The following is a 19,899-nucleotide window of genomic DNA, read 5'->3' as shown; positions in this document are numbered from 1 at the left end:
CTCGACGACCTCGCCCATGGTCTCATGGCCCATGACGTCGCCCGGCAGCATGGCGGGGATGAAGTTGTGGAACAGGTGCAGGTCGGAGCCGCAGATCGCGCAGCTCGTGACCTTGATGATGGCGTCGCGCCCGTCCTCGATCTCCGGATCGCTGACGGTGTCGCAGCGGATGTCTTCCTTCCCGTGCCAAACCAAGGCTCGCATAGCCGTCTTCTCCCATCGGATGAGGGGCGAGGGCCGGATCCGGGCGGTGCAGCCCGTCCGGGCTGGGCTCTCGCGGGGATGGTGGTCGGTGTTGCAAAGGGGCGAACCGGTGCGCCGGCGGCCAAGTTCCTGCTGACATCTCCCGAAGCGATCCGATCTGCTCCTGGGTCTCCTAGCAGACCCCCGGGACGCGACGTCCCAGCGCTACGGCTCGATCCCGCGAATGGGTCTCTCTGCGGCGGTGTCGAAGCCGATCGGGTTCGGACCCCGGGCGACCAGGAAGGTCGCGTTGAGCAGGCCGCTCAGCGTGGACTGCAACGCATGCGGCCACGTTTCGATCGGACCGACCGGCATAGGCCTCCCGTCAGAGCCCGCGCACGAGGGTGCGTCGGGATAACAGCTCCGATCAGGCCAGGAAGGCCGGCTCGTCCCGGGCCAGCACCCGCTTGACGCTCTCAAGATGCAGGCGCGCGCTCTCGGCGCGGCCGGCCGCTTCCTGCGCCGCGACATGCTTCACGATCGCCTCCGGCACGACCTTGAGGGTTCGCCCCGTGCTGAGGGCCAGAACCTGCGCCTGCGCCGCGCGCTCGAGGTAGTAGAGGTCGTCCCAGGCCTCCGCGATGGTCGCACCGAGCACCATCACCCCGTGGTTCTTCAGGAACACGACGTCGGCATCCCCGGCGCTGGCGGCGATCCGCTGGCCCTCCTGGGAATCCAGCGCCAGACCGTTGTAATCCTCGTCCACCGCGATGCGGCCGTAGAAGCGCAGGGCCGTCTGGCCGGACCAGAGGAGCGGCTGGCCTTCCAGCATGGCGAGCGCTGTGGCGTAGGGCATGTGGGTGTGGAAGGCCGCCCGGGCGTGGGGCTTGAGCCGGTGCAACTCGGCGTGGATGTGGAAGGCCGTGGCCTCGGGCTGTCCGTCACCCTCCACGACGTTGCCGTGGAAGTCGCAGAGCAGCAGGCTCGACGCGGTCACCTCCGCGAAGGCGAGGCCGTAGGGATTGACCAGGAACAGGTCCGGCCGCTCGGGCAGGACGGCCGAAAAGTGGTTGCAGATGCCCTCTTCAAGGCCATTGCGCGCCGCCCAGCGCAGGCAGGCCGCAAGATCGATCCGGGCGCGGCGGACACTGTCCGCATTGAGCGGCTCGTTGTTGCGCATGGGGGGCGTGCCCGGGGCGGTGACGGCGTGAGCCATGCGGGATGGGCCTTTCCTGATGTCGTCCCGGCCGGGGCGCCGGCCGTCTCGCCCATAGCGTGTCCCAGCGTCAGGCGCGACCGTCGGCGACGCCGCCGACGAGGTTGAGGCCGAGCAGGAAATCCGAGGTGAAATCCGTCCGCACCACCGGCTCCCGCGCCACCGGCTCGCGGAGGACATCGCGCTCGGCCCGGCGTGCCGCCACGGCTTCCTCCACCGAGACCTGCCGGAATGCGATGCGGCCCCCGCCGCGGACCTGAGCGAGGCGGCCGAGATCCGGGCCGATCACGGTGGCGATCTTCGGATAGCCGCCCGTGGATTGCCGATCGGCCATCAGCACGATCGGCAAACCGTTGCCGGGCACCTGGATCGCCCCCATCGCGACTCCGTCGGAGACGATGTCGTGGCCCTTCGCGTGGCGGAGGGGCGTACCATCGAGAAAACAGGCCATGCGGTCGCCACGGGGCGAGACCACCCAGGGGCCGGCCAGGAAGGCGGCAATCTGATCGGAGGCGAAGTAATCGTCCTGCGGACCCAGCACCACGCGGATCGACCGCGGATCCCGCTCCAGCCAGGGAGAGACGAGCCTGTGCGGGGCGGCTTCGCCGGGTCTCGCCTCGGCGACGGGAAGGATGTTGCCGGCGGTGAGACCGCGGCCGTCGAGGCCGCCGAGCCCTGAGCGGGTGTGGGTTGCGGTGGATCCGAGGACCGGCGCCACGGCGATCCGCCCGCTCACCGCGCAATAGCCCCAGGCGCCCGCAGCGCCGGCCCGCACGACGAGCGTCCGGCCGGGCTCCAGCGTCAGCGCGACGGTATCGGGCAGTGCCGCACCGTCCAGGCTGACCCGGAATCCCGGCACTACGAGGGCGATCCCGACCGCACCGCCTTCTGCGCCGAGCGTGACGCCGCCCGTGGAGACCTCGATCGCGGTTGTCTCCAGGGGATTCCCGGCCGCCCGGTTGGCTGTGGCGTGCATCAGCGGGTCCATCGGCCCCGCGGCGGTGATGCCGTAGCGCAGGTAGCCGTGCCGTCCGCCATCCTGCAGGGTGACGCCCGGCCCCGCAGCCTCGACGATGAGCGCTGTCATGCCTGCGACTCCCAGCGGCGCGCGACCGGCTCGCCGGCGGCCTCCCGCGCCGAGAGCGCGTCGAAGGTCGTGGCATCCACAGGCTCGAAACGGATCAGATCACCCGCGCCGACGAAGAAGCTCGGATCGCGCTCGGGCGCATAGAGCCGGGCCGGGGTGGCACCGATCACGTACCATCCGGTCGGCATCGGGACGGTGGCGACCGCGGCAAGACCGCCCCCGATCACCACGGCATTCGCCGGGTGGGGTGGCCGCGGACTCGCCCGCCGCGGCACGGCCAGGACCTCCGGCAGGCCGCCGAGATACGCGAAGCCCGGCGCGAAGCCGTACATGTAGACCCGATAGGTCGCCCCCGCATGGGTCGCCACCACCGCGTCCGGCGAGAGGCCGGTGCGTTCGGCCACTTGGCCGATGTCTTCCCCGTGCGGGGCGGCGTAGCAGCACGGCAGCGTCCAGAGTGTCGTGGCGGAGGCACCCGTGGTGGCGCCGGTCGCGAGGGCTCGGACCCGTTCGATCAGCGCCGCGCGGTCGAGCACAAGCGGATCGTAATGCAGCATCAGCGACCGATAGGTCGGCACGCGCTCGCGCAGGCCCTCCGGCGGGTCGGCGCCGAGGGCCTTGTCCAGGGCCAGGACCCGGTCGCTGATCGCGGGATCGACCGTGCTGCCGAACTCGACCACCAGCGCTGCTTCGCCCGCATCGAGGAGCCGGGGCTCGTCCAGGGCTGCGCTCACGACTGGAACGCAGCCAGCGTCACCCCGGCAGCCTCCAGCCGATCCCGCACCGCCCGGGCGGTGGCGACCGCGTGGGCTGAGTCGCCGTGCACGCAGATGGAGTGGATCGGGGTCGGCAATACCGTGCCCTGGGCCGTCAGGATCGCCCCCGCCTCGACCATGTGCAGGACGCGCCCGGCCGCCTCCTCGGCCCCGGTGATCAGGGCGCCGGGTTGCCCGCGCGGGATCAGCTGGCCGGCTTCGGTGTAGCCGCGATCAGCGAAGATCTCCTGATGGACCGCGAGCCCGCAGGCTTCACCCGCCGGGACCTGCGCGGTCAGCGCGATGGCAAGCAGGGCGAGGTCGCGATCCACGGCCCGGACGGCCCGCGCGATGGCGTCGGCGACCGGCCGTTCCTCGGCGGCGAGGTTGGCCAGCGCACCATGGGCCTTCACGTAGGTGATGCGATGGCCGGTATAGGCGGCGAGAGCCTGGGCGGCGCCGACCTGATAGGCGACCAGCCGCTCGATCTCGTCGGGGCTGAACGGCATCCGGCGCCGGCCGAAGCCCCAGAGGTCCGGAAAGCCCGGGTGGGCGCCCACGGCAACGCCGCGCGCCTTCGCCAGCGCGAAGGTCTTCGCCATGATCTCGGGATCCCCCGCATGCAGGCCGCAGGCGACGTTGGCGGAGGTCACGACGTCGAGGATCGCCGCGTCGTCGCCACAGCTATAGGCGCCGTAGCCTTCGCCGAGATCGGAATTCAGGTCCACTCGCGTCACCAGATCGGCTCCTTAAGCAACGCCGTCGCACACCCACAGGCCCTCCGACTCGCGCCTTCGGCGGGAGGCCCGCCGGGACTCTTCAGCAGGCCGGCAGCGAGTGCAAGGGTAATGCCGCACTGCAGCGGCGCGTCGCGCGACACGGGCGGGGATCTTCATCGGATGCCGCGGCCGACAGGCCGATCGATCGCACACGACGGCTGAGATATTCGGCTGTCAAAGCGCGCGAATGCTCAGGCTGCGACGCAATAAAGCAAAGTTTTGGGCATACACCCTGGAACTACCGGGTCGATTTGGCAATTAGCCGGGAGTTAAATCTACGGAGGAACGTTCATGAAGGTCACTCGCCTGACCAGCGCCGTCGCGCTCCTGGCCCTCGCGGCCAGCCCCGCCCTCGCTGCCCCGTGCGCGACCGGGACGACGATGCCCAAGACGCCGGATCAGCACGCATCGAACCCCCAGAGCTCGGACGTCGACAAGTCGAGCAAGAACCTTGCCGGCGGCAACCAGCCCGCGTCGCCTGGGACGGTCGGGGCCATGAACAACGCGGGTGCCACGCAGACAGCCGACCGCGAGGCGAAGACCACGCCGGGCGCGAAGTCGAACTCGACCGATCCGGGTGCGGCGAACCTTGCGGGTGGTTCGCAGCCGGCCTCGCCCGGCACGGTGGGCGCCATGAACAAGGCGGTGGCCGACCGGGATACCGCCCCGGTGAAGGCTGACGGCTGCTAAGTCGCAGCGACAGGATCCAGTCGGATGAGAGCCCGCCTCGCGTTGCCGAGGCGGGCTCTTTTTTTGATCTGTGCGTCGATGCCTTCATCCCCTGCTCTCGATAGTCTCTGAGTTTGAGCCAGACCCGTCCGGGTGTATTCGGCATCAAAACCGGGATATTCTGGCAAAGCGGGGAGGGGCATGACGTGGGTGTGCGAGGGCCCCTGATCGGCGTCGGCGTTCTGATCGTGGCGGCCGGCACCGCCATCGCCGTGCCGGACGCAATCCTGCCGGCCCGGGCCGCCCCATACCTGCAGGAACTGCGCACGCAGCTCGAAGCGTTCCTGCCCGATCTGCACAGAGCGCCCGCGGCGGAGGTGCGCCCGCCGCCACCGCGCACCGCCGTCGAGGACGGGCGCACCTTCGTCCGGCTGACCGATCTGGAGCGGAAGCGGATCGGCTTGGTCACCGAGACGCGTCCGGCCGTCCTGCACCGGCAGGAACTGACCGCTTATGGCAGCGTCCTCGACATTGCCCGCATCACCGAACTCGCCAACAGCTACGCCGGGGCCGTCGCGGCGCTCCAGATGGCCGAGGCGCGCGTGGAGGTTTCGGCGAGCGCTGCCCGCCGCGCCCGCAATCTCGGGGCGGGCGTGGTGGCGGTTGCCCAGATCGAGACCGCAGAGGGCACGCTGCTCACCGACCGGGCTGCCCAGACGGCGGCGGAATCGCAGGTGCGCACGCTGAGCGCCACGGCGCGGCAGGAATGGGGCCCGGTGCTCGGGAAGGCGATCATCGACCGTGCCCCCCTGGTGACCCGCCTGATCGAGCGCGCGGATTTTCTGGTTCAGGTGACCCTGCCGCCCGGGGAAAGCCTCGCGACGCCGCCGCAGGCCGCCTTCGCCGAGGTGCCACCGCAGAGCGAGCGGGTCGCCCTGCGGCTGGTCTCGCCCGCGACCCGGACCGATCCCCGTATCCAGGGGCAGAGCTTCTACTATCTCGTCTCCGGCGACAGCGGCCTCCTGCCCGGCACCAGCACGATGGCCTTCCTGCCGGCCGAGCACTCGGTCCGCGGCGTGCTCGTGCCCGAGGACGCGGTCGTCCATGGGGAAGGGGGAACCTGGGTCTATCGCGGCACCGGCGACGGCGCCTTCGTGCGCCATCCGATCCGGCCGGATGCGCCGATGTCGGCCGATTCCTTCGTGGTCGAGGATCTGCCGGACGGCGCCGAGATCGTGTTGCGGGGCGGGCAGGCCCTGTTGTCCGAGGAGATGAAGAGCCGCATCCGCGTGGTCGGCGACGACGATGATTGAGCCCGCCGGGGAAGCTGTTCGCGGTCCGCAGGCCGCCCTTGTCGGGTTCGCCGTGCGCCAGCCCCGCGTGGTGCTGGCGGTGGCCTGCGCGCTCCTGGTCTTCGGCCTCTACGCCCTGGCGGGTGCGCGCTACGACGTCTTCCCGGAATTCGCGCCCCCGACCGTGACGATCCAGGCGGAGGCGCCGGGGCTCGATTCGGAGCAGGTCGAGGTGCTGGTCACCCAGCCGGTGGAAGTCGCGGTCGGCGGCCTGCCCGGCCTGGAGACGCTGCGCTCGACCTCGATCCAGGGCCTCTCGGTGATCACCGCGGTGTTCAAGTCCGGCAGCGATGTCAACCGGGTGCGCCAGCGGGTCAACGAGCGCCTGGCGGCGTTGGCGGGGCGATTGCCCGATGGGGTGTCGGCCCCCGCGATGACGCCGCTCACCTCATCAACGCTCACGGTGCTGCTGGTTGGCCTCACCTCTGCCACCCGCGATGCCATGGACCTGCGCCACATCGCCGAATGGACGGTGCGCCGACGCCTCCAGTCGGTGCCGGGCATCGCGCAGGTGTCGCTTTACGGCGGGGCGGTGCGCTCGCTTCAGGTCCAGATCCGGCCCGACGACCTGATCCGCTACCAGATCGGTCTCAACGACGTACTGGCGGCGGCCCGGAAGGCGACGGGCGTACGCGGGGCCGGCTTCGTCGATACGCAGAACCAGCGCGTGCTGCTGCGAACCGAGGGGCAGTCCCTCACCCCGGAGGCACTGGGGCAGACGGTGCTGCACAACGATGGCGGCCCGAGCGTGCTGCTCTCCGACGTCGCGACCGTGACCGCCGCCCCGGAGCCCGCGATCAGCGCCGCCCTGGTGGATGGCACGCCCGGCGTGCTGTTGATGGTCGGCGCTCAGGTCGGCGTCGATACACGGGCCGTGACGGCCCGCCTGGAGGCTGCGCTCGACGAACTGCGCCCGACCCTTCAGCGGGAGGGCATCGCCCTGCGCGCCGACCTGTTCCGGCCGGCCAACTTCGTGGATGTCGCCACCGGCAATGTCCTCCAGGCACTCGCCCTCGGTGGTGTCCTGGTGGTGATCGTGTTGCTGATCTTCCTGGCGGACTGGCGCGCGGCGCTGATCAGCGCGGCCGCCATCCCCCTGTCGCTGATCGCCGCCGCGCTCGCCCTCCAGGCCTGGGGTGAGAGCCTCAACACGCTGACGCTTGGCGGGCTGGCGCTCGCCATCGGCGAGGTGGTGGACGATGCGGTGATCGGCGTCGAGAACGTGTCCCGCCGGTTGCGGGCGGCACGGGCCGAGGGGCGCCGCGGCGCCCGGGTGGTGCTCGGCGCCATGCTGGAGGTGCGCAGTTCCGTCGCCTACGCGACGCTCGCCGTGCTCCTGATGTTCCTTCCGGTCCTGGCGCTCACCGGTGTGGCGGGACGCCTCTTCGGTCCCCTGGCGCTCGCCTATATCGCGGCGGTCGTCGCCTCGCTCCTCGTGGCGCTCACGGTGACGCCGGCCCTCGCGCTGCTCCTGCTCGGCGGGCCGGGGGCTCGCGAGGCCCTGCGCGAGCCCCCGGTCGTGCGGTGGAGCCGCGCGGGCTATCTCGGGGTGCTGGCTCGGATCGGCCGGATGCCGCGGCTCGCGATCCTGATGAGCGTCCTCATCACGCTGGGCGGCGCGGCCATCCTGCCGACGCTCGGGGCGGTCTTCCTGCCCGACCTCCGGGAGGGCCACATGATCCTACACATGGTGGCGGTGCCCGGAACCGCCCTGCAGGAATCACAGCGCCTCAGCGGTCTCGTCACCGCCGACCTGAAGGCGATACCGGGGGTCCGGGCGGTCGCCGCCCAGATCGGGCGGGCCGAAGCCGGCGAGGACACGGCGGGCCCGCATTACAGCGAGATGCATATCGATCTGGAGCCGGGCCTCGACGGGGCTGCCCAGCGCAAGGTCGAGGCGGCGATCCGGACGTTGATCGCGGGCTTCCCCGGCGCCGCCTTCTCGCTCAAGTCCTTCCTGACCGAGCGCATCGAGGAGACGGTGTCGGGCTTCACCGCACCGGTGGTGGTCAACGTCATCGGCGGCGACCTCGATCGGATCGAGGCCGCCGCGCGCTCGGTCGCCCGCGAACTCGCCGAGGTGAAGGGCGCCCGGGATGTCCAGCAGGCCGCGCCGGCCGGCCTCCCACAGGTCACCGTGGCCCTGCGTCCGGTGGATCTGCGGCACTGGGGGCTCGACCCGGTGGAGGTGCTGGAGGCCGTCCGCACCGCCTATCAGGGCGATGTCGTCGGCCAGAGCTACCGGGGCAACGCGGTGGTCAACGTGCTGGTGATCCTCGACGCCCAGGTGCGGGGCCGCCTCAGCGCGGTCGGCGACCTGCCCCTGCGCGCGCCCGGCGGGCGCTACGTGCGCCTGTCGCAGGTCGCCGACGTCTACGAAAGCGCCGGCCGCTATCAGGTTCAGCACCTCGGCGCGCAGCGGATGCAGGCGGTAACCGCCAACGTCGCGGGCCGCCATCTGGCGACCTTCGTGGCGGCGGCCAAGCGCAAGATCGCCCGGGAGGTCCGGCTGCCGGAGGGCGTCTACGTGACCTTCTCCGGCGCCGCCGAAGCGCAGGCGGCCGCCCGGCGCGATCTCCTGTTCCATGCGGCGCTTGCGGGCTTCGGCATCGTGGTGCTGCTCGCGATCGTGACGGGATCCGCCGCGAATCTGATCCTCGTCCTCGTCAACCTGCCCTTTGCCTTCGTGGGTGGCGTCGCGGCCGCGGCGCTGACCGGCGGCGTTCTGTCGCTGGGCTCGATCGTGGGCTTCGTTACCCTGGCGGGCATCTCGCTCCGCAACAGCGTGATGATGATCGCCCATTACGAGCAGTTGGTGAACCGGGATGGCCGCCCCTGGAACCCGGCGACCGCCGCCGAGGGGGCTGCCGACCGGATGGTGCCGATCCTGATGACCTCCCTGGTTACCGGCCTCGGGCTGCTGCCGCTTGCCCTGGGAGCGGGGGAGCCCGGCCGCGAGATCGAGGGGCCGATGGCGCTGGTGATTCTCGGCGGCCTCGTCAGTTCCACGATCCTGAACCTCCTGGTGCTGCCGGTCCTGGCCGAACGCTTCGCCCGCTTCCGCCCGGCGACGATCGAAGACCATGACCCTGTGCCCCAGCGCTCCTGAGAACCGATATCCGGGCTGATGCGACGGGGTCGAGCGAAACACTTTGATCAAGTTGGCCGCACGATCGAGGTGACGATCCTGAAAGGTCTGTTCAATCGTGTGCGCGACTAACACTTCCCCTGTAGGATAGCGCTGCGGCTATTGCAGATCCTGGGACTCTCTGAGCTTTGCTCTAGAGCCGATCGCTTGGCGGGTAACGGTCAGAGATCGGGAGGCGAGGCTTGATCCCGATTTTTGACGCTCGAGATGCGGAATAAGCTTGCGACAATTGTGAGCTGTAGCGCTCCAATTGGGGTGCGCACACCGGAATATCGCACCAAATCCGCAACCCGAGGGTATCAAACCGGCTAAGAACCGCCGGAAATATCGAGGGTGACGAAGATTAATTGTGGTTAGGAGGAGCTTATGAAATGCTAGCGACCGAATACACAATTAACGGCTCATTAACCATGTATGTGTCTTTATCATGCCATGTTCGCCCCGGGAAAGGCAGCAATGAGCATGATCGCGGCGCCCACAGCCTCTTGGTCCCACATCCTCACGCAGGTCGCGGAGAGTCTGGACCGTATCTCCGAGAAGCCCTCCGCGGAGATCTTAAGGCTTAAACCCAGCTCCGGTCCCGGCGAGATGCCGGCGCTGCGCCTGAGCCTCGATACCGAAGAGGCCACCTCTGCGGTGCTGCCGGAGCCGGCCGTCAACGACGCGGAGCCAGTCTCCGCGCAGGGTGCCGCTGAGAGTTCCATGCCGGCCCCGATGTCCTCCGATTCCCAGACCGACGCGGTCTCGGACTGGATGACGACCCTCGACATCATCAACGGCATGGTCGGCCTCGCCGACGAGCAGAAGAAGCGCCTGCGCGAGCAGACCGCCTCCCACGAGGTGCTGATCGAGACCCTGCAGCGCGAGCTGAAGGAGACCCAGCAGCGGCTCCAGCTGTCCGAGATGCGGGCCCACGAGATCCAGACCCGGGCCGATATCCGTCTCCAGCGCGTTCAGGCGGATGCGGATTCCCAGGTCGAGGAGATCCGCGCCGAAGCCGAAGCGCGGGTGCGCACCCTGCAGGCCGAGGCCGAGGCCTGGGTCCGGGCGGCCGAGGAGCAGGTGCGCGTCGCCGACCTCCGCGCTTACACGGCTGAGAAGTGGCTCTCGCGGATCGACGCGGCCGCCAAGACGCTCCTGCTGGGCGGCCATATGGGCCAGATCCAGGAAGGCTGAAGGGACGAGCGTCCGGACACCATCGCTCCCATCCTCCGGCTCGTCTTCAGGATCGACCATGGAACAGTCAGCGCGAATCAAGTCTGATCCTGTGACCGCTACGGCGGTGCCGGGTGGGGACAGCGTCAGCTCCGATGCCAAGGTCGTCGTCCTAGGATCGGTACCGACGGCCGCGAAATGGTCGAGCTTGCTCGATCGGGTGCGCGGTGCGGCCCATTATATCCGCGAGGTCGAGGATCGCGCGCAGGACTACGAGCTGCGCGTCCAGGATCTCGTCGAGCAGGTGCAGGCCGACCTTCGCGTTGCCGACGCGAAAATCCGCGCCGCCGAACAGCGCACCGACGAGGTGCAGGCACAGGCGGCGACGCTGATCCAGGCTGCTGACGAACGGGCCCGCCTCGCCGAGGAGCGGGCCGCGACCGCCGAGGAGTGGCTGCGCCGGATCTCGGAAACGATCGAATCCGAATTCGTCGTCGAGCCTGCCTCGCGCAGGCTCGGCGTAGTGGTCCGCTGAGGACAACCTGCGTGTCCTCCGGTCCACGGGGGATATCGAGGTTCGAACGACGCGCATCAGGGCCCGCGAGGGCATTCGCGGCGTCAGCGGGTCGCCGTAGAGAGACAGGCACGGGCAGAAGGGAATGGCGATGCCAGCGATGGACGAGGCGTTCTGGGCCAACATCGATGCACATATCGTCGCGCACCGGCAGGACGGACAGGACAAGCCACCGGCGGCAACCTTCCAGACCGCGCCCGCGATCGCCGTTGTGAGCGATGCGGGGCCCGCGCCCCGTCGGGTGGCCTCGGACTGGACCGGCGTCCTGGATACCCTGACGGCAGCCAAAAGTGCCGCGCAGCAGCAGGAGGTTCGCCTGCGCGAGCAGGCCGCCGAACAGGACGCCCTGCTTCAGGAACTGAGGCGTACGCAGCAAGAAGTCCGCGCCTTTGAGGAACTGGTGCGTCAGATCCAGGCGCAGGCGGATGCGAAGGCCGGGGAACTCCACGCCCGCGCCGAGGCTCAGATCGGGAAGGTCCAGGCGGAAGCCGCCGCGAAGCTGCAGGCCATGGAGGCGCGGGTCCAGGCCGCCGAGCGCCGCGCCGAGGCCGCCGAGGGCTGGCTGGTACGGATCGAGCAGGCGAGCCGGGATCTCGTGCCGGGCGAGCGCCGGGCCGCGGCCTGAGGGGCGTCGATCGAAGGGGCAGGCCTTTGAGCGCCGTCGAGGTCGACGTGGAACTGACGACGCTGGCGGGTTCGGCGGCCGGGCCGCTGACGCCGCGATCAGGGACCGCCCACGCCTGGTTCCGCCGGTCGCTTCTGGCGGTGCTGCTTGCGCTGGCTGTCGGCGGCTGCACGATGGTTCAGGCCGGTCCGGTTGATCGGGCCGGGATCGGAATGCAATCACCGATCGCGGCGACCGCTGCGCGATCGGCCCCGACCCAAGCCGCCGACGATGCGGCGTGGCGCCTTCGCCTGACGCGTCTGTAGGCCGACCGATCCGTCGAACCGCAGAGGCGTGTCTGCTGGAAACCGGAAGGTCAGATGCCAGCATGAGAGCCGACAACGGACCCTGGAGGGTGACATCCCCGCCCCCGCGACAAGCTGGCTAGGGCATGGAATCGGATCTCCGCCATCCAGGTCTTCCGGTTCATCAAGGCTGATCAGGCTGACTAACCAACTGTCGTTGTAACAACCAACCGCGTGTCCGGGTCGTGTCCATCCCTGACGGGTTTGCCCGACACATCTTCCTCAGCCGGTCGCGTATTCGAGCTGCGGTTCGAGAACCCGATTGTCCTCCGCGTGGATGGTAACGGGAATCGTCTTCGCGGCCGGCGTCTTGCTGCCGATCGCATAGTGCCAGATCGGCATCAGCACGTTGCATTCCGGGTAGTAGCCACCGATGCAGCCGATCGGGATGTCATAGGCGACGACGAGCATCCCGGAGAGCCGCCGGTCGACACCGTCATCAGCCACCGTCTTGAGCGTCACGGCCTGCCCGATCTTGAGCTTGAGCCTGTCGATGTCCGACCGGTTCATCAGCACGACTTTCCGGGTGTTGTTGATGCCCCGGAAGCGGTCGTCGTAGCCGTAGACGGTGGTGTTGAACTGGTCGTTCGAGCGGAGCGTCATCAGGCGCAGCACGCCGTGGCCCACGTCGGGCATGTCGGCATCCTCATCGAGGCCGGTCGGCGTCACGATGTTCGCGCGGCCCGTAGTGGTGCGCCACTCGCGCTTGTTGGCCGGCAGGTGGCGCTGGAAGCCGCCCGGCTCCCACATGCGCCGCTCGTAGTCCCAGAACGATTCGGGCAGTGTCGCGCTGATCTCCTTCCGGATCTCGGCGTAGTCGTTCTGGTACGCCGCCCATCGGACGCGGGGATTGGGTTCGAGCACCCGCTGGGCCAGCTCGCAGATCAGCCGGATCTCGCTGATGAGATGCGGTGAGGCTGGCCTACGCACGCCCCGGTTGCCGTGCACACAGGCCGAGGTGTCCTCCATCGAGAGGGCTTGCTGACCGGATGTCGTTGCGTCGATCTCCAGCCGGCTGATCACGGGCAGGATGTAGCTGACTGCGCCGGGCAGCAGGGCCGACCGATTGAGCTTGGTGATCACGTTGACGGTCAGGCGGAGGCGGCGCCAGGCCGGTTCCATCTGGCCGTGATCGGGGATCGCCCGCACGAAGTTGCCGCCCAGCATGAAGAAGGCCTGCACCTCGTCCTTCAGGATCGCCTCGCAGGCCTCGACCGTGTTGTAGCCAGCCTCGCGCGGAGGTTCGAAGCCGAATTGCGCGCCCAGGCGGTCGAGATCGAAGAGTTCGGGCTTCTCGGTGATCCCGACCGTGCGCTGGCCCTGCACGTTCGAATGACCCCGGATGGGACAGATGCCGGATCCGGCGCGACCGAGATTGCCGCGCATCAGCAGGAGATTGACCAGCATCTGCACGGTCTCGACCCCCGCCCGGTGCTGGGTCAGCCCCATGCCGTAGACGCCGATCACGGCGTGCGATCGGCAGTAGACCGTCGCGGTGGCCTCCATGTCGGCCCGGTGCAGGCCCGAGCGGCGCTCCAGCTCGTCCCAGTCCTGCGCGCGGAGCCAATCCGCGAAGGTCGCAAAGCCGTGGGTGTGCTCGGCGATGAAGTCTTCGTCCAGCACGGAAGGCCCGCCGGCGGCGCGCGATGCGTCGTGCGTTTCCAGCACGGACTTACAGATGCCCGCGAGCGCAGCCAGATCGCCCCCGGCCTTCACCTGATGGTATTGCGAGCTGATCCGGGTGTCCCGGCGGGTCAGCATCTCGGTCGGTGATTGCGGGTTCAGGAAGCGCTCCAGCCCGCGCTCGCGCAGCGGGTTGTAGGTGATGATCGGAACGCCGCGCTCGCTCGCCTCCTGCAGCGGGTGAAGCATCCGGGGTGCGTTGCTGCCCGGGTTCTGGCCGAAGAACAGGATGCAGTCGGAGAGGCCGAAATCGCCCAGATTGACCGTACCGACCGCTTGCCCGATGCTGGCCGGCAACGCCACCGAGGTCGTCTCGTGGCACATGTTGGACGAGTCCGGCAGGTTGTTGTTGCCGTAGAGCCGGGCGAAGAGTTGGTAGAGGTAGCTCCCCTCGTTCGACAGGCGCCCCGAGCTGTAGAAGACGGTTCCCTTCCTGCGATCCTCGACGGCCAGCAACTCCCGGGCGATCTCGTCCAGGGCGTGCCCCCAGGACACCGGCACGTATTTGTCGCTTGATGCGTCGTAACGGAGCGGATGCGTCAGGCGGCCCGGCTGTTCGAGCTGGTAATCGTCCCAACCCAGCAACTCGGTGACGGTGTGCTCGGCGAAGAATTTCGGCGTGCAGCGATGTGCGGTCAATTCCCACGCCACCGCCTTGACGCCGTTCTCGCAGAACTCGAAGGGCAGCGGGTTCGCGGGCTTGACCCAGGCGCAGCTGTTGCACTGGTAGCCGTCGACCTTGTTGTGGCGGGTCAGCGCGATCGGCACGCTCGCCAGCACGCCCTCGCGCCTCAGGATGTTGCCGACCGAGCGGGCCGACCCCCATCCGCCGGATGGCAGGCGGTACGGCTTGAAGGTGGGCTTTTTCAACGATCGCACTCCGTGCCGATACAGCCCAAGGAAACATCCGCCGTCGGGTCGGGTTTCAAGGTCAACCTGGAACGCCGCCGTTTGTTCGCAAGAATTTGCCCGGCCTTAACGGAGATTAGTATGTCGATCGGGCGCGATTACCTTCTGAAGAAACCGGGTCGACCTTCGGCGCCGAAGCTGTTCCTCGATACGCAGGTTGTGCCAGTGGCCGTGAACGTTGCGGGTGGATTGGAAGTCGCGGTCGACCGCGCGGCGCGGCGCCTCGGTGTCAGACCCGCTGTGATCCTCGCCGGTGCCGTCGGACTGGCATCGCTTTCGGTTCTTCTGGCGCGTCGCAGCAGAGCGGATCGGTGGACATAGAGGCTCGATCGTCACAGGCCCCGCGCAGGCTGGGCGCAGGATTTCCGCCCGTCTCCATCGTCGTGCGCCCGACCCCGGTCCCGCGGAATGTCAGCCGCCGGGGAGACCCGTGCAGGCGGGCGCGACGGGATAAGGCCAGGTGAATTTGCACGCTGTGTCGGTGCCGGATCGGCTGAGTCACCGAAGGGCGGCCTTGCCCCACCACGCATCGTGCCGGAAGCCGAACGCCTTGGGGAACCGGTAAATGTAGCGGGGAAACGTTTCGAACAGCACGGCCGGGACCACGCCATTGTGGAGCACGAAGGTATCACGCGGGATCGCGCGCAGCACTCCGGCGGCGCCGCCGATCACGAAGGTCACCCTAGCCTGACGCATTGTCCGAGGCGGGATCGTCTCCGGTCGATCCTGCACGGACAATGGGCTGACGATTCCCCCGGGCGCAGCATCGCGGCTGACGGCGTCTTGGCGCGCGGCACCGTCCTTCCGTACGCCCGCCTTTCAGCGTGCCCCCACCGAGGCCGTCGATCTCACAGCCTGTCTTGGCATTTCGCGCCACGCACTACGGCCTTCGCCGTAACGCGCACGTCATTCGATGAACCCCCAGCCAGCCTCCAGCGCCGCACGCTCGTCCTCATTCATCGGTCCGGGCCATTCGATCCTGTTCGGTGCGCGCACCTGGGGTGGCGCATCGTCGGCCTTTGACAGCTCAACAGCTGGTTCGGGCCGACGCCTGCGTTTCCGCGACCGCAAGACCCGGTCGGCCGCCACGCTTCGAGGAAGGTCGCGCTCCGTCATCGTCGACCTCCGGACTTCAGTGCGCAAGGAACAGGGGTGCGGGGCTGCCCCTGAGGAAGGAGCGCGTCACGCCACCGAAGAAGAACTCCCGGGTCGGGGAATGCCGGTAGGCGCCCATGACGATCATGTCCGCCCGGAACAGACCGGCTTGGCTGCGCAGGGTACTGGCGACGCTCTCCCCCGTTGGCAGGTCGTTGACGGTCACGTTCACCCCGTGCCGTGCGAGGTGGGGTGCGAATTCGGCGCCCGGCACGGTGGCGTGGATCACCGCCTCGGTTCCGATTGTCACGATCTCCACCGCCTCGGCCGCGCGCAGGAAGGGCAACGCATCGTTGGCGGCCCGGGCGGCCTGGGCACTCCCGTCCCAGGCGACGATGATCCGCCACGCCGAGAAGGTGTCGTGACCCGGTGGGACCGCGATGACCGGGCGACCGCTGTAGAACAGCGCCTTCTCGACCATCTCGCGGTCGATGTCGTACGTCCGCGGGCCGATGTCGAGGATCGTCAGGTCGTGCAGGCGCGCACGCGCGGCCAGCCGGTTCACGATATCCGGATAGGGCAGGCTCGGCGCCTCCGTCGTGCAGACCACGCCGGCCTGCGCCGCATCCCCGGCCGTGTGCTCCGCGATCGAACGGGCCAACGTGTCGAGGCGGCGGTCCATGATCGAGACGCCTTCGGAGTCGAATGCGCCGAGCCAGGCGTCGTCGCCCGACAGGCGCCCCGAGGCCGACTGAACGGTGAGGTGGGCGTTGGCGGCTTTGGCCAAGGTCAAGCCATAGCCGATGGCAGACGAGGTGGCCTCGCGCTCACCTTCCACGGCGGTGCCGACGAGGACGTCGCGAAGGCCCGTGAGTTTTGATGGGCAGGATGTGGACATGGGGGATCTCCGGTTTCAAACCGGACCCATCATTCGTCCCGGCCTGGCCGCGCGGCCTTGATTCACCTCAAGCCACGGGGGCAATACGGCCGGGGTTCCAGGTTCGGATCTCAAGAACGATCCGGTCGCAACCAAGAATACGAACCGACGGCTATTCCCCCCTCGGGAAACGCAGTAATTTGGAAGCTGCATGATGCGGGATGCGGGCGATATGAGGCGCGGGCGCGGGTGAATACCGCTGCAGCCTCTCGTAGAACCTTTTCGGGTCCGGTTGATGACCAAACGCGTCGACATGCCCAGCGCCGACCTGGAGCGTGACACCACGTCGGCCGGCGACGATCTTCGGCGGACCCTCGACGAGGTGGGCATCTGCATCTGGTCGCTGGACATCCCGACTGGCCGAGCTACCGTCTCGCCCACCTGCGCCCGCCTGTTCGGTGTGCCGCCCGAGCGGCTGACCACCTTCGCCGCCTCGCAGGCCCTGGTCCACCCGGACGACCGGCAGGCCCGGGCTGATGCCATCCAATCGGCGTTGCGGGAGGGCGGCGGCTACGAGGTCGATTACCGCGTCGTGCGGCCCGACGGACAGGTCTGCTGGCTGCGCTCGCACGGTCGGGTGAGCCTCGACGCCGAGGGCAGACCGACACAGCATCGTGGGGTGGTCCTGAGTATCGACGGACAGAAGCGGGCCGAGGAGGATCTCCGCGCCCGGGAGGCGCACCTGCGCTCGATCCTCGACACGGTGCCCGAGGCAATGGTCGTCATCGACGAGGCGGGGCTCCTCCATTCGTTCAGCGCCGCCGCCGAGCGCCTGTTCGGCTACGCGGTTGACGAGGCGGTCGGCCGGAATATCCGGATCCTCATGCCCGAGCCGATGCAGAGTGAGCACGACGGCTACCTCGACCGCTACCGCCGCACCCGAGAGCGTCGCATCATCGGCACCATCAGGGTGGTGACCGGCCGGAGACGGGATGGCTCCACCTTCCCGATGGAGCTCGCCATCGGCGAGATGCGCTCGGGCGAGCAGGTCTACTTCACCGGCTTCATCAATGACTTGACGGAGCATCAAAGGACCCAGGCCCGTCTCCAGGAACTTCAGGCCGAACTCGCCCACGTCTCCCGGCTGAGTGCGATGGGCGAGATGGCCTCCGCGCTCGCGCACGAATTGAACCAGCCGCTCGGCGCCATCGCGAACTACACCAAGGGGTGCCGCCGTCTGTTGGCGCGGCCCGATCCCGAGGCTATCGCCAGGACCGTGGACGTCCTCGACAAGACCGCGGAGCAGGCGCTGCGGGCCGGCCAGATCATCCGACGCCTGCGCGAGTTCGTAGCCCGCGGCGAGACCGAGAAACGGGTCGAGCCGGTCGCGCGGCTGATCGAGGAGGCCAGCGCGTTGGCTCTGATCGGGGCCCGTGAGCATGGCATCGTCGCGCGGGTCGTTGTTCACCCGCGGGTGGGCTCCGTCCTGGCCGACCGCGTGCAGGTGCAGCAGGTCCTGGTGAACCTGCTACGCAATGCCCGCGAGGCCATGCAGCAGAGTGACAGGCGCGAACTGACCGTCGAGGCGAAGCCGATCGGCCGGGAGACGGTGGAAATCGCCGTCTCGGACACTGGCCCCGGCATTGCCGCGGAGGTTGCGGACAGGTTGTTCCAGCCGTTCGTAACGACCAAGCGCAGCGGCATGGGCGTCGGGCTCTCGATCTGCCGCACCATCGTCGAGGCACATGGCGGGCGCCTCGATGTCGAACGCAATGAGGCCGGTGGGGCGACTTTCCGGCTGACGCTCCAGGCCGCCCACGAGGGGGACCCGCCCGATGGCATCTGACCGTGTGCACGTCGTGGACGACGACCCGGCCATGCGAGATTCCGTCGGCTTCCTGCTCGGGACCGAGGGGCTCGAAGTGCGGCTTTACAAGACCGGGGCGGACCTGCTCGACGGTCTGGCCAAGCCGTCCGCCGGATGCGTCCTGACCGACATCCGCATGCCGGGCATCGACGGGCTTGAATTGCTGCGGCGCCTGCGTACGGCGGGCCACACCCTGCCGGTGGTGATGATGACGGGGCACGGGGATGTGCCGCTCGCGGTCGAGGCGATGAAGCTCGGCGCCTGCGACTTCATCGAGAAGCCGTTCGACGACGAGGCGCTCATCCAGGCGATCAGGTCGGCCTTGGAGCGCGGCGGGGTCGCCCGGGCCATCGATCCGGGGCTGCGCGAGTTCGTGCGCCGGGTCGGCACCCTGAGCGAGCGCGAGCGGCAGGTGCTGGACCACCTCGTCGCCGGCGGAACCAGCAAGGAGATCGGCCGGACGCTCGACATCAGCCCCCGCACCGTCGAGATCTACCGCGCCAAGCTGATGGCCAAGACGCAGGCGGAGAGCCTGCAGGAACTGGTGCGCTGGTCCGTGCTGGCCGGCCTCGCCTGACGCCTGCTTGAGGCAGGTCAAGGCGGCTGACGGCCCGTTCCGCAGGATCGCGCTGTCTCACCGAGGACAGCATCGACCGGCAACGGCCATGACCACAGCCCCCCGCCTCATCTACGTCGTGGACGACGATCCGGCCGTTCTGCACTCCACGCGCTTCCTGATCGAATGCGAGGGCCATACGGTCGAGACGTTTACCGACGGCTCGGGCCTACTGGCGGCCTTCCCGGGGCCGCGCCCGGCCTTCGTGCTGCTCGATCACATCATGACGGGCATGGACGGCCTTGAGGTGTTCGGCCGACTGCGCAAGCTCGATGCCAACGTCCCGGTGGTGCTGATCACCGGCCATCCCGATCCGGGCATCCGCATGCGCGCCAGGGATGCGGGCATTCCCCTGATCGACAAGCCACTGGTGTTCGACGCGCTCCTCGGCCTGCTCGAAGACGAGGCGTGCGCGTCCTCGAGCCCCCTGCTTGCGGACGCAAAGCTTGCCGGATCCGGAGTCGCTCTCTGTCCTTCGGGCATGATTTGCCAGCCGCCCTGCTGACGTGCGGTCGTGGACTTGCGCCAGATCAAGGCTGCTCGGTCACGGCTTCGCCAGTCTCGAATCCAGCCGGAACGGGGAAGGCGCACGCTGTCCCCTCAACGTGGGCCCTGGGCCGTTCCGCGGAAGCTGCCGCGCCCGCGAAATCCCGCGGCGGGCTGCACGCGTCGGAATTGCCCATCGTCGGCATGGGCGGGTCTCGGTGGCCGAAGTCTGGGGCATCGGCCGGGCGTCGCTGGCGAAGCTCGAGGCGATGGGCGTCGAGAGCGTGGCGGACCTGCGCGACCTCGATCCGCGGCCGGTGCGCAAGGGCCTGACCGTGGTGGGCGAGCGGATCATCCACGAGCTGCGCGGGCTGGCCTGCCTGCCGCTGGAGCTGGTGCCGGCCCGGCGCAAGGGCTGTGCGGTGACGCGCTCGTTCTCCGCGCGGATCGAGGACCGCGCCACCCTGGAGGAGGCGGTC

General features: G+C 68.9%; 20 protein-coding genes and 1 pseudogene. 12 read left to right on the top strand and 9 right to left on the bottom strand.

All coding sequences use genetic code 11. From position 1 onward, the window contains the following. The 6 genes from MKK88_RS15975 to MKK88_RS15950 form a co-directional block, all read right to left on the bottom strand. The coding region (locus MKK88_RS15975; protein ID WP_244000786.1) for an alcohol dehydrogenase catalytic domain-containing protein at positions 1 to 204 on the bottom strand (204 nt) is incomplete at its 3' end. A 204-nt stretch (positions 205 to 408) separates the two neighbouring features. Then, the gene (locus MKK88_RS15970) at positions 409 to 558 is read right to left on the bottom strand and encodes a hypothetical protein (protein WP_244001331.1); all 150 of its coding nucleotides are present in this window, start codon (positions 556 to 558) and stop codon (positions 409 to 411) included. Positions 559 to 610: 52 nt separating this feature from the next. Next, positions 611 to 1,399, bottom strand: a complete 789-nt coding sequence (locus tag MKK88_RS15965; protein WP_244001330.1) for an aldolase — start codon at positions 1,397 to 1,399, stop codon at positions 611 to 613. Positions 1,400 to 1,469: 70 nt separating this feature from the next. Then, on the bottom strand, positions 1,470 to 2,486 hold the full coding sequence (locus tag MKK88_RS15960) for a biotin-dependent carboxyltransferase family protein (protein ID WP_244001328.1): 1,017 nt from the start codon (positions 2,484 to 2,486) through the stop codon (positions 1,470 to 1,472). After that, the gene (locus tag MKK88_RS15955) at positions 2,483 to 3,220 is read right to left on the bottom strand and encodes a 5-oxoprolinase subunit B family protein (RefSeq protein WP_244001326.1); all 738 of its coding nucleotides are present in this window, start codon (positions 3,218 to 3,220) and stop codon (positions 2,483 to 2,485) included. Before MKK88_RS15955 ends, MKK88_RS15960 begins: the two co-directional genes overlap by 4 nt. Next, complete coding sequence (locus MKK88_RS15950) at positions 3,217 to 3,978, bottom strand: 5-oxoprolinase subunit PxpA (protein ID WP_244001324.1); 762 nt, start codon at positions 3,976 to 3,978, stop codon at positions 3,217 to 3,219. The genes MKK88_RS15955 and MKK88_RS15950 overlap by 4 nt, the downstream gene beginning before the upstream one ends. A 333-nt stretch (positions 3,979 to 4,311) precedes the next feature. Here MKK88_RS15950 and MKK88_RS15945 point away from each other — a divergent pair, with 333 nt between their 5' ends. The 7 genes from MKK88_RS15945 (at position 4,312) to MKK88_RS15915 (ending at position 11,848) form a co-directional block, all read left to right on the top strand. Then, positions 4,312 to 4,710, top strand: coding sequence for an exopolysaccharide production protein YjbE (locus MKK88_RS15945; RefSeq protein WP_244001321.1), 399 nt, complete (start codon positions 4,312 to 4,314; stop codon positions 4,708 to 4,710). A 191-nt stretch (positions 4,711 to 4,901) separates the two neighbouring features. Further along, positions 4,902 to 6,002 carry an efflux RND transporter periplasmic adaptor subunit gene (locus tag MKK88_RS15940; protein WP_409566672.1) on the top strand — a complete coding sequence of 367 codons (1,101 nt, stop codon included), beginning with the start codon at positions 4,902 to 4,904 and terminating at the stop codon, positions 6,000 to 6,002. Beyond that, a complete protein-coding gene (locus MKK88_RS15935) occupies positions 5,995 to 9,150 on the top strand; it encodes an efflux RND transporter permease subunit (protein WP_244001318.1) in 3,156 nt (1,051 codons plus the stop codon). Before MKK88_RS15940 ends, MKK88_RS15935 begins: the two co-directional genes overlap by 8 nt. 495 nt (positions 9,151 to 9,645) lie before the next feature. After that, the gene (locus MKK88_RS15930; protein ID WP_244001316.1) at positions 9,646 to 10,365 is read left to right on the top strand and encodes a cell division protein DivIVA; all 720 of its coding nucleotides are present in this window, start codon (positions 9,646 to 9,648) and stop codon (positions 10,363 to 10,365) included. A 187-nt stretch (positions 10,366 to 10,552) separates the two neighbouring features. Then, the gene (locus MKK88_RS15925) at positions 10,553 to 10,879 is read left to right on the top strand and encodes a hypothetical protein (protein ID WP_244001314.1); all 327 of its coding nucleotides are present in this window, start codon (positions 10,553 to 10,555) and stop codon (positions 10,877 to 10,879) included. A 124-nt stretch (positions 10,880 to 11,003) separates the two neighbouring features. Continuing rightward, positions 11,004 to 11,543 (top strand): hypothetical protein, encoded by a 540-nt coding sequence (locus MKK88_RS15920; protein WP_244001312.1) that lies wholly within the window; start codon positions 11,004 to 11,006, stop codon positions 11,541 to 11,543. A gap of 26 nt (positions 11,544 to 11,569) precedes the next feature. Continuing rightward, positions 11,570 to 11,848, top strand: coding sequence for a hypothetical protein (locus tag MKK88_RS15915; RefSeq protein WP_244001310.1), 279 nt, complete (start codon positions 11,570 to 11,572; stop codon positions 11,846 to 11,848). A 261-nt stretch (positions 11,849 to 12,109) separates the two neighbouring features. On the opposite strand, the gene MKK88_RS15910 is transcribed toward MKK88_RS15915, so the two are convergent. Next, on the bottom strand, positions 12,110 to 14,440 hold the full coding sequence (locus MKK88_RS15910; protein ID WP_244001308.1) for an FdhF/YdeP family oxidoreductase: 2,331 nt from the start codon (positions 14,438 to 14,440) through the stop codon (positions 12,110 to 12,112). A gap of 12 nt (positions 14,441 to 14,452) precedes the next feature. On the opposite strand from MKK88_RS15910, the gene MKK88_RS15905 reads away from it, so the two are divergent. After that, entirely contained in the window at positions 14,453 to 14,800 is a 348-nt protein-coding gene (locus tag MKK88_RS15905) for a hypothetical protein (RefSeq protein ID WP_244001306.1), read from the top strand. Positions 14,801 to 14,977: 177 nt separating this feature from the next. On the opposite strand, the gene MKK88_RS15900 is transcribed toward MKK88_RS15905, so the two are convergent. Beyond that, positions 14,978 to 15,175 carry a hypothetical protein gene (locus MKK88_RS15900; protein WP_244001304.1) on the bottom strand — a complete coding sequence of 66 codons (198 nt, stop codon included), beginning with the start codon at positions 15,173 to 15,175 and terminating at the stop codon, positions 14,978 to 14,980. Positions 15,176 to 15,611: 436 nt separating this feature from the next. Beyond that, positions 15,612 to 16,472, bottom strand: a complete 861-nt coding sequence (locus MKK88_RS15895) for a universal stress protein (protein WP_244001302.1) — start codon at positions 16,470 to 16,472, stop codon at positions 15,612 to 15,614. 274 nt (positions 16,473 to 16,746) lie between these two features. Between MKK88_RS15895 and MKK88_RS15890 the strand changes: the two genes are divergently transcribed. The 4 genes and pseudogenes from MKK88_RS15890 to MKK88_RS15875 form a co-directional block, all read left to right on the top strand. Beyond that, the gene (locus MKK88_RS15890; protein ID WP_244001300.1) at positions 16,747 to 18,297 is read left to right on the top strand and encodes a PAS domain S-box protein; all 1,551 of its coding nucleotides are present in this window, start codon (positions 16,747 to 16,749) and stop codon (positions 18,295 to 18,297) included. Continuing rightward, positions 18,287 to 18,895 carry a response regulator FixJ gene (fixJ, locus tag MKK88_RS15885; protein WP_244001298.1) on the top strand — a complete coding sequence of 203 codons (609 nt, stop codon included), beginning with the start codon at positions 18,287 to 18,289 and terminating at the stop codon, positions 18,893 to 18,895. Before MKK88_RS15890 ends, fixJ begins: the two co-directional genes overlap by 11 nt. An 88-nt stretch (positions 18,896 to 18,983) precedes the next feature. After that, a complete protein-coding gene (locus MKK88_RS15880) occupies positions 18,984 to 19,439 on the top strand; it encodes a response regulator transcription factor (RefSeq protein WP_244001296.1) in 456 nt (151 codons plus the stop codon). A gap of 190 nt (positions 19,440 to 19,629) precedes the next feature. Continuing rightward, a pseudogene (locus tag MKK88_RS15875) lies at positions 19,630 to 19,899 on the top strand (Y-family DNA polymerase); the annotation flags it as partial.

Origin of the sequence: Methylobacterium sp. E-005 (genome assembly GCF_022829725.1) — a bacterium.
Lineage (GTDB): Bacteria > Pseudomonadota > Alphaproteobacteria > Rhizobiales > Beijerinckiaceae > Methylobacterium.
This window is presented reverse-complemented; position numbering and strand designations above follow the sequence as displayed.